General features: G+C 46.5%; 8 protein-coding genes. 2 read left to right on the forward strand and 6 right to left on the reverse strand.

From position 1 onward, the window contains the following. The first annotated feature begins 32 nt into the window (after positions 1-32). Both DXN04_RS26835 and DXN04_RS26840 read left to right on the forward strand, forming a co-directional pair. Positions 33-1,148, forward strand: a complete 1,116-nt coding sequence (locus DXN04_RS26835) for a TlpA disulfide reductase family protein (RefSeq protein WP_116856496.1) — start codon at positions 33-35, stop codon at positions 1,146-1,148. Between the two features lie 89 nt (positions 1,149-1,237). Further along, positions 1,238-1,657 carry a winged helix-turn-helix transcriptional regulator gene (locus DXN04_RS26840; RefSeq protein ID WP_317128901.1) on the forward strand — a complete coding sequence of 140 codons (420 nt, stop codon included), beginning with the start codon at positions 1,238-1,240 and terminating at the stop codon, positions 1,655-1,657. Positions 1,658-2,062: 405 nt separating this feature from the next. Here the strand turns inward: DXN04_RS26840 and DXN04_RS26845 are convergent, their stop codons facing one another. The 6 genes from DXN04_RS26845 to DXN04_RS26870 form a co-directional block, all read right to left on the reverse strand. Further along, positions 2,063-3,352: an acetyl-CoA hydrolase/transferase family protein gene (locus DXN04_RS26845; RefSeq protein ID WP_116856497.1), complete on the reverse strand. Its 1,290-nt coding sequence runs from the start codon at positions 3,350-3,352 to the stop codon at positions 2,063-2,065. A gap of 473 nt (positions 3,353-3,825) precedes the next feature. Further along, positions 3,826-4,638, reverse strand: coding sequence for an MBL fold metallo-hydrolase (locus DXN04_RS26850; RefSeq protein ID WP_116856498.1), 813 nt, complete (start codon positions 4,636-4,638; stop codon positions 3,826-3,828). Between the two features lie 142 nt (positions 4,639-4,780). Continuing rightward, the gene (locus DXN04_RS26855) at positions 4,781-6,904 is read right to left on the reverse strand and encodes a hypothetical protein (RefSeq protein ID WP_116856499.1); all 2,124 of its coding nucleotides are present in this window, start codon (positions 6,902-6,904) and stop codon (positions 4,781-4,783) included. 297 nt (positions 6,905-7,201) lie between these two features. Then, on the reverse strand, positions 7,202-7,945 hold the full coding sequence (locus DXN04_RS26860) for a DUF3823 domain-containing protein (protein WP_116856500.1): 744 nt from the start codon (positions 7,943-7,945) through the stop codon (positions 7,202-7,204). Positions 7,946-7,966: 21 nt separating this feature from the next. Further along, positions 7,967-9,907, reverse strand: coding sequence for a RagB/SusD family nutrient uptake outer membrane protein (locus tag DXN04_RS26865; protein WP_116856501.1), 1,941 nt, complete (start codon positions 9,905-9,907; stop codon positions 7,967-7,969). 11 nt (positions 9,908-9,918) lie between these two features. Further along, positions 9,919-13,329: a TonB-dependent receptor gene (locus DXN04_RS26870; RefSeq protein ID WP_116856502.1), complete on the reverse strand. Its 3,411-nt coding sequence runs from the start codon at positions 13,327-13,329 to the stop codon at positions 9,919-9,921. Positions 13,330-13,406: the final 77 nt, after the last annotated feature.

Genomic DNA, 13,406 nt, shown 5'->3' on the forward strand with positions numbered 1-13,406 from the left:
AATATTATTTAGCATCACCATAAAATCCCATTATGCCTTTTCGCTATTGTTCCCTTCCCATCCTGACGGCCGGCTTGCTATTCCTTGCTGCCTGCAGGCAGACCCCTTCACATATCACTATCAGTGGTCACATCGAAGGCCTGGAAGATTCCATCCTCTACTTAGGTATTCCTAAAGAAGATGCCTATGACACCTTCGATAACTCGGATTACTACGATAGCGAGGTGATTAGATATGTACCTATAAAAAACGGCTCATTCAGCTGGTCTCAGTCCGCTGAGGGGCCCAGGCACATTGTATTGAAGCTAGGTGCCCACAGGATCTCCTTATTTACCGGCAATACAGACATTCAAATCCAGGGAGGCAAGGACTCCCTCGGGAATTTGCGGATCACCGGGTCTGCACCCCAGCAGGAATTTGAAGCATTCAAGCAGTCAATGGCGAAGATCTGGAAGCAGGAGCGATATCTCGGCGGCATCCTTAGCAAGGTAAGTGATACTAACTACATCAAAGAGATTACACCCCAATATGATGCTGTTGTGGCGCTGCACAAGTTGAAAACAGCGCAGTTTATTGCTGACCACCCGGGTAGCATCGTGAGTGTTGCCCTCATCCGGGAGTTGACCTATGATGGGGATCCAACTTACCTGGATAGTTTATTCCACCTTTTAACGCCGGAGGTTTTGACCAGCAGGGAAGGGAAGTATTTGCAGGAAAAAATAGGGGTCCTGAAAAGAGGGGCTGTCGGACAGGTGTTCCGGGACTTTGTGCAGACAGACGAGAACGGGGATACTGTAAGACTGGCAGATTTTAAAGGAAAGTATTTGTTGATCTATTATTGGGAGGGGTATGGCAAAGAGGAAAATCTTGATGTGCTGAGATTGTATAATTGTTATAAAAAGATGGGGTTCACGGTGTTGGGTGTATTTATGGGGGAGGATAAAGCGGGATGGAAGGATGTGATCAACTATTATGGATTGCCCTGGAAGCAGGTGTCTGACCTAGAGGGGATGCATGGGAGTCTGGCAAGGGAGTATGGGATCATTCACATACCGAATAACTTTTTGTTGGATCCGAAGGGGGTGATTATTGGAAGGTCGATGAGTATGGAGGAGTTGGAGAAGAAGTTATGTGAGATAGGCCGTTAAGCTTCGTTCAAAGCCCTACGGATAAGGAGTTCTTTTATCGGTAGTTGAAAACTAATTCAAACTGCAACACTACCCCAACCCTACATTTTTTGAAATTATTTCTACATCCTGTACTTTTGACGGTACTGAAAGCTGTTATGAGTAAGAAAATTCATTCGCAGGAAAGGTCGGAAGAATGTCAGGGACATTTAAGGGCCATACATGATACCCTGGATGTATTGAACGGGAAATGGAAGATCTCCATCATTGGTTCGCTGAGTTTTGGTAAGCGACGATTCATGGAATTGCAGAGAGAAGTGGAAGGGATAGGATCAAAGATGCTGTCAAAGGAACTAAGGGAACTGGAAATGAATGAGCTGGTGAAGCGGACTGTACATGATACGAAACCGGTAACGGTGGAGTATGAGCTGACGGATTACGGGGCAACGCTGCAGAGTATTATTTCGGAGATGGCGAAGTGGGGAATGCAGCACCGTAGGAGGATTATGCAGCAGATAGTGGTTCAATAGCAGGTGAAGAATAGATTTATTACCCCAACCAAGGCACTGCCTCTAGCTATGTCATTTCCTGAAAAAAGGGGTAGGTGGAATAAAGCCTTCATTTCGTGGCAGACCTGATCAAGGCAGACCTGATCAAGGCAGACCTGATCATAATAAACCTGATGAAGGTAAAACTGATTGCTTGATACCTGCGATTGCATTAGCCTGTAAGACCATCATCTTTAAACAATAAAGCAAAACCCAGCCTCTCAGCTAAGTTCTGCGTTATTTGAATGAAAGCAACCAAAATAAAAACCTACCAGCAAAATAAAAGAAGTAAGGAAGGTCAGAAGAAGGGCATTCCGGGATGTCAGAATGCCCGTTGCAAATCGCGCACAATGGACCTTCCTTGTAACCAGTGTTATCTTTAATATCTTATACTACAGCTGATTTTTTCGCATATCTTTCGTACCAGGCTCTCTCTAATGCTTCCCTATGATCAGGGTGTGCAATTTCGATCAGCGCCTTGCCTCTTTCTTTCAGGCCTTTACCGAACAGGTTAGTAATACCATATTCTGTAACTACCCAGTGAATGTGGCCCCTGGTTGTTACCACACCAGCACCTTCTTTCAGGAAAGGAGTGATACGTGAAATACCTTTGTTTGTCACAGATGGCAGCGCAATGATTGGCTTACCACCTTCTGATAATGAAGCACCTCTCATGAAGTCCATCTGGCCACCGATACCTGAGTATTGGTAAGTACCTATACTATCTGCACACACCTGACCGGTAAGGTCTACTTCGATGGCGCTGTTGATAGCCATAGCTTTTGGATTCTGACGGATCACGGCTGTATCATTTACATAGTCGATAGCCAGTACTCTTACAGTTGGATTATCGTTTACAAAATCATACAGTTTGCTGGTGCCTGCCATGAAAGCAGTGACATTTCTGCCTACGTTCACTTTCTTCAGGCTATTATTAATTACACCACTTTCGATTAATGGAATGACACCGTCAGACATCATTTCTGTGTGCAGTCCAAGATTCTTGTGGTTAGTCAGGTTCTTTAACACATAATCAGGAATGCTACCAATACCCAGCTGCAGGGTGGAACCATCTTCTACCAGGGTAGCGATGTTGTGGCCAATCTTAGCTGTTACTTCGGTGGCATCTGAGGAGTAGTCCAGTACCGGCAATTCTTCTTCGTGCCATACAGCAGCGTGGAAGCGTGATACGTGGATGAAGCCCTCTCCATGGGTACGTGGCATTTTAGGATTGACCTGTGCCACGATATATTTTGCTACTTCCGTTGCAGCGCGGGCAATGTCTACTGAAGTTCCCAGTGAACAATAGCCATGCTGGTCTGGAGGTGATACTGATATTAATGCAACGTCCGGAGGCAGAATGTTCTTTCTGAACAATTGAGGAATCTGGCTCAGGAAAATTGGAACGTAGTCACCGTCCTCACTATTTACAACTTTACGGGTGGCAGCTGATGTGAAAAGGCATTTGACGAAAAAGCTTTTTCTGTATATAGGATTGTCGAAATCTACTTTACCTAATGTAGTAATGCTGTTTAATTCAACATTCTCCAGTTCTTCGTGCCTATCTTGAAGGGCCCTTAAAAGGTGCATTGGCGTTGCGGCGGATCCATGGATAAAAACACGGTTACCTGAAGTCACACACTTTACAGCTTCTGATGCCGGGATATACTTAAACATATCGTTTCATTGACTTTGATGGTTCAAAATTACCAGCAGATGGGTTGTTAAATGCTGATGAGAGTCAGGAAGGTAAGTATTTGTTATCAGCGAATCGGGGAATTTTGGTGTGCTGATCGGGGAAAGAGGCTGTGGGGGCGGGGATGGGGACCTGTTCAGGTCATGCTGTTTTATTAAACCACATTCAGTTAAGACAGACGATTATAATTAAGAGGCACAAAATCAATGCATTCAATTAAGGGGAATAATTGGAGGTACAATCAAATAACCGGACCAGGTATTAGGTACAATCAAATAACTGTATCAGGTCTTTGGTAAAAATTAAGCAATATAATTAAAGGTACAATCAAATAACCGGATCAGGTGTTCGGTACAATCAAATTATTGGATCAGGTATTACTAAACAGATCAATCTCAATCAGTTCACTCAAATCAACCTCAATCCGTACAACTCAATCTCAATCCGCCCCCGACTAAAACATACTCAATTGCGTATACGTCACCGGCATCGCCTTCCCATTATTAGAAATACTATACACCGGTGTCTCCTGGTACCTCGATGCCACCGCCACATGGGTATCCCCTGCATGGGGCCTGAACAACTCCAGCACCACATCAGGGTCATTATTATCCTTACTCAGGTGCGAAAGGAATAAATGGGTCATAAACGGTGGCCGATGCTTTTTAAACAGCTCTAAAGCCTGTTTATTGGACAAATGGCCATGCCCTCCCTTAATCCTCCTCTTCAAATGAAAAGGATAGCGCCCATTCTCCAACATCACTTCATCATAATTCGCCTCCAGGAACGCCGCATGACAAATCTGGAAATGCTTTATCAAATGCTCACAGGGGGCACCAATATCCGTAAACACCCCGATATTGACTTCATTGCCCGATATGATAAATGAATGAGGCTCTACAGCATCATGGAACTTAGGAAAGGCCGTAATACTTAGCCCCCCGATCTGAACCGGCGTATAAGGCAGGAAGGGAATGGCCTGCTGCTCCGCCAAAGGCAGATTCCCGCTTCGTTGGGTAGCCGGGGTAATATATACCGGGAGATTGTATTTTTTAGAGAGGATCGTAATTCCTTTGATGTGATCCGTATGCTCGTGGGAGATAAAAAGCGCCTTTACCTTCTGCATACTTAATCCCAGCCGCTGCATCCGCCGCTCCGTCTCCCTGCAGGAGAGCCCGGCATCTACCATGATGGCTTCGTGGTCGTTGCCTACATAATAGCAATTGCCATTGCTACCGGAATTAAGTGATGTGATGTAAAGTGACATGAGGCTGCAAAGTAAAGAATAATTGCTAAAAAAGTTAGTTTTTAATGAAGAGATGTTAATTAATAAGATGGCCGGAGGCAAAAAATAAGGGTGCCTCAAAAGAGACACCCTTCGTGGAGCGGGTATTTGGCGGACTGCTCATCTACCATTTAATATTCACCTTCACCCCATCCGGACTATTATCAAATCCGAGGTAAAGGGTATGGGATCCCTCGTCCCATGACTGGCTGAAATCCTTATCAGATGTCAGCACTTCCTTCGGCTTTGCCGGCAATAACACCCGCATTGCATTGATCGTTTTCACCGGGCTCTTCGCCGTGAAGCCGTAACTGCTCGCAGTCACCTGCTCATCATATACCCTCGCCGCCGTTGCCAGTACCTTCGGCCTGGTTTTATCCCTGACCCTGCTGATATTATACACGAACGCCTGTGATCCTGGTTCCACCACCTTCTCATCCAGCACCGGCAATTTTGGATCAAAGAGATCCACCACCGGCCCCTTGATCACATAAGGTGTTTTATCTGCCACCTCATCCATTACGGCTACTATATCATACGGCCCCCTTTCCAGGTACAGGTTATTCTTCACTTCCAGTTTACCGCCAAAGGCCTCCTTCACCGTTGCCACATACTGGTCTGCACCATCCGCCTTCAGCACAAAGTTCTTCGGATCTTCTTTGATGATGAACACCTTTCCTTTTCCCACATTATATTTACCTGCCCCGGATTGTACACCCAGCAAGCCAAATAAATGCGCGGAAGCCGTTTTATAATGCATGCCTTTCGTATTCCACCACTCCATCACTGACTGATACGGATCATCATCCTTTGAACAATATACCAGGGTACCTCCTTTCTTCACCCATTCAGCGATGTATTTATGTACATCGGCAGACATAGGTTTCATATTGGAATAACTCATCACCAATACCCTGATATCCTTCAATGAAGCTGCAAAAGACAGGTTCTCCATATGCACTGTCTGCACCGGTATCCCCAGTTTCAGCAAAGGCAATGTTTGCCCGTAGAAATTAGAGAACTGCGGATCATCATATCCATTGTGGGTAGGGAAACGCTGGAACATGAGGGAGTTCCCCATCAATACGCCAATACCATTTACCCCTGTCACCTTGTTCGCAGAGCGCGGCATATCATTCAGCGCATTCACCATCACCTGCATCTGGGTAGAATAGTATTTGGGAATCAGCACCATGCTATCACTATTGGCCACTTTATAGGGCCTTGTATAGATCCTTTCCGGCCATGGCATTACTTCATAATCGGCGACCATCGGATACAGGATCTTGGCGGTAAACGTGGCCTGGTAATTACGTTTGTAATCACTCCAGTCACGCGGCCAGTCTTCGATCGGATCTGTCAGTAAGAAGACTTTTCTATTCGTAGGCGCTGTCATGGATATGACAGAACCATATTCCAGGAATGCATTTTCAAACACACGTTCTTTCTCCAGACCATTGAAGTAGGTTGGCTCACGGGAGGTACCTGTCCATACCTGCGCAATGTACCCATCTATACCAGGCAATGATGCGAGGCTCGCTTCCGGGCTCACGATCTGCCAGGAGGAATAGTTGACTAATGAGTGGGTAGGAATAAACACCTTTACGTTCAGGCCTTTCGTTTTGCCATATGCTTTGGCGTAAGACGATACTTCTTTGATGGCATTGTAGTATAAATGATACTTCAGTTTGCTTGACAGGTAGGTGTTCTCGGGTGACTCATGCTGGGGTCTCCAGGGGAACCCATAATAGCTTTGCCATTCATCTTTGAATACCTGGCTGTAACCGGCACGTGCCCAGAACTCCGGCTCTTCCAGGAAAATGGAGGTGATGCCTGCATCGATCACTTTCTTTACCACCCCGCGCTTCATGTAGTCGATAAAAGTTGCTTCCGGTACTACATAAGGGACGTTGTGTCCATGCCAGATGGTATCTCCGTTCCGCATTACCTGACCTATACCGAGATGGTTCTTTCCATCCCATTTGCCCAGGAAATAATCATCATAAGAGCCCCATGCAATACCTGTCATGAACTGCACGGTATATCCATGATCTCTCCATGATTGTACCCTTTGTTCAAAGGTCATATCATGCCTGTCACCTGCGCCGTATACAATGGCGATATCCGATCTTACATCTATTTCAGGCCGCCATGGACTGCCGGTCTGAAAGGCTGTTTTTTCTCCTTTCTGCGCACTTGCAACCAGGGATATGCAAAGGCAGGAAATGAGGAGCAATGGTTTCTTCATAATGGAAAATTGAGACCTGTAATTGAATAGAAAATTGAGACCTGTAATAATTTAAAAGCGATCTGAAATAACCCACTCCTGCAAACAGGCAGAAGTGAGTTATTCTGATCGAACAGCTGACACACACACGCTGTTATGAAACCAAACACTTATCCTTGAGAAAGAACTAAATAGCTACCCTTGTAAAATCAGGGCGATTGTTGGGAATAACCCACTCCCACACAAGGCAGGAGCGGATTACCCTTGTAGACAGCAAACATAGTCGCCGTTAAGAAGTGGAATTAGCACAAAGGCCCTTTACGGTATTTTCACCGCAATCGGCTCATTATAATTATACCTGTTCACGCCCTCCACGCTATAATCAATCCTCGCACCTGCTCTCAGGTAATAAGTTGCATTCTTAAAAGGCAGCACCGGCGTAGTCACCGTAATCGTCTGGTCCAGCTGAGATGTCGGGTTACTTACTGCCACTGTATACCGTGAATCATAATTATTATCACCCACATTGTAGCTTGAAGAATTTACGAACAAATAAATATTTGTCAGGTCCTTCTGGTAAGCCGGCAGTGTGGTACCACGGGAAACCTTGAACTGAACGGTAATGGTATTGTCCGCATTTGCAACGGGTGTTCCAATCCATTCCAGTTCAAGGAAAGGCACTACTGTGAAATTCTGTGTAACCGTACCATTGATATCGATGGTAACACTGGCATTCTTCGTGGTATCGCCATTGGAGTTGGTCTGTACAAGAGGGACGAAAGGCCCGAGCGGGGTCACGTTATATTTACCTGCAGGAATGATTGAACACTCATAAGTACCATCCTGGTTGGTCGTAAAATACCATGCTGTCGGACTTGCTGAATAGCTCCAGTCAAGCATCCTGAACCGTACGCCATTATCACCTACCTGGGTTTGCAGCCCCAGGCCTGTAATCGAGTCCGTAATCAAACCTTTCAATACCATGGAAGGCTTATCCTTATTATCATATTTTGTGCAGGAACAAAACAATCCCAGCGCCAAAACTATATATTGAATTTTCATCGTCTTCAAAGTTTAAGTGTATTAATAACCTGAGTTCTGCACCACTTTAGTACTGGTTGTAATTGCCGCTCCTGGCAGTTCCTGGTAATACCAGCGGGTATCGAAAGTGAATGTACTTCCTCTTTCATCATAGCGTGCATCGAAGAACCATTTGCCTGCACGATCTGCATAGAAAGGCATCAGTGTACGCCAGCGGGTATTGGATTGCTCTGTACCAATCACTCTCCAGCGTTTCAAATCCCACCATACCTTGTTTTCAAATGCCAGTTCCTTGCGGCGTTCTTTACGCACAGCGGCGATGAATGCATCTGTGGATGCTTTTTCAGCACCTGACAGCAAATCTGCACCTGCACGTGTCCTGATCTTGTCGATGCTGGTATAAGCATCGTTCAGGTAATCAGCAGTACCCAGGGAAGCCAGTTCGGCAGCAGCTTCTGCACGGATCAGCAGTACCTCTGCATAGCGCATTTCAATCCATGGCTGTACGGATCTGTTTTCCAGTACTTCTTCCTGTGGCATACTTTCATTCAGCCATTTCCTGACAGTGAATCCTGACATAGCGCAGGTATTGTCGCCATAGAATACACCTGCTGCACCGGCAGGGTTCATCCTGGTACCATCGTGCAAGGTATAAGCCGTCTGACTACCGCTGGAGGAAGTCACCAGGTTGGATGCGCTGGAAGAGTTCTCATACTTCACCGTACTGTTCTCAGGAATTAAACGGGCAATAGCGGAGGTAGCAGTACCGGTATAAATCCCTCTCCAGATCTGGCAGGCAGTACCTTTGAACTGATCGTTCGGAAGGATGACCGTTGCTCTCAGGCGGGGTTCTGCATTTGCAAAGAACTGCATGGTGCTGTCATACAGTTTGTAGGTACCATCCGCATTGTATACGTCCACATGTCCGTTTGCATCTTTAGGGAAGCCATCGAACATTTCCACGAAGTTCAGGGTAGGATTGGTTTCAGAGGAATAACCGTTTGCACCTTTATATTGTGCAGGTACATTGTATGCATCATAACCATGTACAGATTCAGGATAGCTGTATTGTTTTACAAAGATCGCTTCTGAACTGGTGGCTTTGGAGAAAAGGTTTTTGAAGTTGTTGTACTGTGCCGTCTTATCGCCTGCAGCCCAGTCATTCATATACAGGGAGTAGCCACCTGCATCTACTGCCAGCGCTGCATTGTAAGCCTGTGTATAGTATTCTTTTGCAAGGTCTGAACTGAGACCACAGAGGCGGATGCCTCCTACTACATAAGAATTGGTATTGTATTTAGCAATAGAGCCTGCATGTACCATTGCTCTTGCCTTCATCGCATAAGCTGCATATTTATTGGCACGGCCTGTCTGATTGGTGGTAGGTAATAATGCAATGGCACTATCGTAATCAGCAGCTACCAGTTTCCAGGTATCTTCTTCGGAAGAGCGTGCGATATCTACATTCTCAATGGATTCTGAGGGGTAGTTCAGTACGCGTGTTACCAAAGGCACGCCACCATAGCGTTTTACCAGTGCATAGTACGTAAAGGCACGGATAAAGTAAGCTTCGCCTTTGTATTTGTTCACGGCTGCCTGGGAGTAACTGCCCTGGTAGTTCTTAATGTTCTCCAGGAAGTAATTACATTCCCTGATCACGGTGTACAGGTCGCTCCAGGTATCGCCAAAGTCAGTAGAAGTAGACTCATTTTTGGCACCACCAATCTCGCGGCAAATGGCTTCGCCGGACATGGTGCTTGGTACCTGCAGTACCCAGAAGTGATTGAAGAGGTAGTTCGGACTATAACGGAAATCTTCTATCGGCATTTCACTGTAGATCCTTGCCATGTAAGAGTTGATACCAGCTTCAGAACCAAAGATATCACCGTCCTGGATGATATTGGTAGGAGAGATATCCAGTTTGGTACAGGAAAAGAGCGAAAAACCCAGTATGAATGGTAGTATATATTTAAACTTTTTCATAATAACCAGAATTAAAGATTGATGGTGAAGCCCATGTTGTAAGTACGGTTGAGCGGATATACGTTACCGTAGCTATCACTTGGATGTTCCGGATCAATGAATTTCATGCTTGACCAGGTATGAGCGTTGTAGACGTTGGCATATACTCTTGCGCCTTTGATGCCTGCGCGTTTCAGCAGGGATACCGGCAGGGTATAGCCTAACTCAACCGTCTTCAGACGCAGGTAGCTTGCATTTTGGTAAGAGAAAGTAGAATTGCCGCGGGCCACTGTACCTGTATAAGCATATTTACCTTTCACCCATTTTGTATTAGGATCGTAAGGATTGGCAGTAGGATCAGCCGGGTGCCATCTGTCCATAAACAGTTCGAGTGCATTTGAATAATTTGATCCCCAAATTGGCTCGGCTAAAATTTCTACATAGTTCACATATACCTTTGCTGCTCCCTGGAACAACATCGCTAAATCGAATCCTTTCCAGCTGGCATCCAGTGTCAGACCATAGGAGAACATGGGTCTGCCGCTATACCTGATAGGCTGTAAGTCAAGGTCGCTGATGATACCGTCACCATTGGTATCTTCGTATTTGTAGTCACCAGGCAGGGTACCCTGATCATATTTCACTTTGCTGTTTGCAATTTCTTCGTAGCTCTGGAACTGGCCGATGCCTTTGAAGCCCCATACCATGTCGGAGTAGCGGTTGTTGTTATTGCTTCTCCACTCGTTGTAATTGTTACCGTATTTACCTGATTCCTGGTAAGTGTACTGGGTACGGGTGAATCCGAATGTACCTCTTACATTGTAGCTGACTTCACCAATCTTGTAGTGGTGGGTAATTTCGATATCGATACCGCGGGTCATATCACCATTCAGGTTTTCCTGTGGCAGGGCGGCACCTACTACTGATGGCAGACTCACGCTACGGGTGGTGAGCAGGCCGCTGCGTTTGCGCTGGAAGTAGTCAACGATCAAACCTAACACCCCATTCTTTGTAGTCAGATCCAGGCCTACATCAAACGTTTTAGCAGTATACCATGTAATATTTTTATTTGCGATACCAGTACTAACAGAACTGTTCACGTATGTACCATCGAATACAGAACCACCGGGCAGGTTGTTGTAATCACCGTTGGCAGGATAGGTATAACCATTCAGCCATTGGTAGGTAGAGGCATTGTCATCGCCAAGTACACCATAGGATGCACGGAACTTCGCGTTGTCGATGAATTTCACGTTCAGGTTTTTCCAGAAGTTTTCATCTGTAAAGCGCCAGCCCACGGAACCTGAGGGGAAGAAGCCCCAGCGGTGAGAGGCATCGAAACGGGAGGAACCATCGTAACGAAAATTGAATTCCGCGAGGTATTTGCCTTTGTAGTTATAGTTGGCTTTACCTACATAACCAATGTTTGCATAATCGTAGAGATCAGCGCTGTTGGTAGACATGCTGCCCTGCTGGTTATCACTGTTACCGGCGGAGAGCTGATCCAGCAATAAGGAGAGATCGCGTGCTGCGAAGATGTTATCGCCCTGGCGGTGCTGACCTTCCACGAGTGCAAGGATGTTTACATTGTGCACTTCGTTGAATGTACGCAGGTAGTTCAGTGAGAACTGTGTCAGGATGGATTGCTTGGTATAGAATTCCTTGCGGATGTTGCTGGGACTCTGGTTAGCAGTCGCGTTGTAGGATTGAGTTGCATCGTCGTAGTTGTACAGGTTGTATTGTTTTTTGTAGATCTTGTTGTCGAGCAGCTGGTAGTCATAACCGAACATACCTTTTGCGCGCAGACCTGTGATACCTGGTACATCGTACTCCAGGCTTACGTTGGACTGGAACCATTTGTTACCATATTTCCTGTAACCGGATTTATTGGCATCGGCCATGGCTACGGGGTTGGAACCGTCTACGGAACCTACCTGCAGGTAGTCGTGGTTGCCATTGGCATAGATGGGTTGAATGGCAGCAGATCTTTCCATAGAGCGGATGATCCAGTCAGTGCTTTCGTAGTTCTTATTGGATTCATCGTAGATGCCGTTCAGCTGGAAGTCAGCTTTCAGTCTGTCGGTGATCCTGCCTGTCACATTAGAGCGTAAGTTGTAGCGTTTGTAGCTGTTGCTGTTACTGCGCAGGAAGGATTCCTGTGAGAGGTAACCGAGGGAGGCATAATACTGCACCCTGTCGGAACCGCCGCTGGTGCTCAGGTTGTGCTGAGACATAGGGGCAGAAGGTCTGATCACGGCAGTATACCAGTCAGTACCTTGTTTGGTGCCATTCCTGTAGGCTTCCACTTCATCGAGTGAGTAGCGGAGCGTACCGCCGTTCTGGTTGTGCATGGACTTCTCGTTGGCGAGGGTCATCCAGTCGGCCGCGCTGGTGCTCTTCGGAGAACCGATAGGGGTTTGGATCCCGAAGTTGGCGTTGTAGTTGATAACGTTGGTACCAGCCTTACCTTTTTTGGTAGTGATGAGTACCACACCATTTGCAGCGCGTACCCCGTATACTGCGGCAGAAGCGTCTTTCAGTACGGAGATGCTTTCTACGTCGTCAGGATTGAGGCGGGCCATGTTATCGCGTGGGATTCCGTCGATGATGATGAGGGCATCGCCCATCCCGCGGATGTCGAAGGTATTATTGAAGGTACCTGGTTCTGAGGATTTCTGAACGATGCGTACGCCGGCCAGTTTACCAGTCAGCATGTTAGTTACGTTTTCGTTCTTGGTGCGGACGATGTCTGCGCTTTTAATGGCAGCTACCGCACCTGTTACGGTAGCTTTTGTTTGCTGACCGTAACCTACCACTACCACTTCCCCCAGGGACTTGTTTTCTGCGGATAATTTAATATCGATGCGTGTACGGTTGCCTACCACTACTTCTTTCGGAGAGAAGCCGATGAAAGTAAAGAGCAGGGTATCGTTTTCGCTGCGTACGTGAAGTACGAAGTTACCGCTGGCATCGGAGGTAGTACCTCTGCCGGTACCTTTGATCCCAATGCTAACGCCGGGTAAGGGCTCGTTGGCATCGTTGGTCACTCTACCGCTGATAGTGATATCGGCAGGCGGAGCGGGAGGGGTAGCGGGCTTGTCTTTTTGTCTGATGATGATGGTTTTCTGTTTGATCGTATAATCCAGCGGCTGGTCTTTGAAGCAAAGGCGCAGCACCTCATCGATTGGAGAGTTGGTCACTGAAATGCTTACCGGGCGGGCGCTGGCGAGCATGGGTGAATTATAGAGAAAGTTGTAACCGCTTTGTTGTTTCAGGTCCATCAGGAGTTTTTCCAGTGGCACATTATGCTCCGATATGGTTACATTTTGTGCGTGACCGTGTACCTGAACGGCAGTGAAAAGTACTAATAGAAAAGTTTTGAGTAGCAGTTTTAATGGCACGTGGAATTGCCATGGCTTCTTAAATTGTAGATAGCATCGCATAGATGTACGTTTTGGAATTTATGAATGTCTGTTTTTAGAGAAATACGATTCCCTTTCCGGGGCAGGGTCTGCGCCGG

Origin of the sequence: Chitinophaga silvisoli (assembly GCF_003412465.1) — a bacterium.
Taxonomy (GTDB): domain Bacteria; phylum Bacteroidota; class Bacteroidia; order Chitinophagales; family Chitinophagaceae; genus Chitinophaga; species Chitinophaga silvisoli.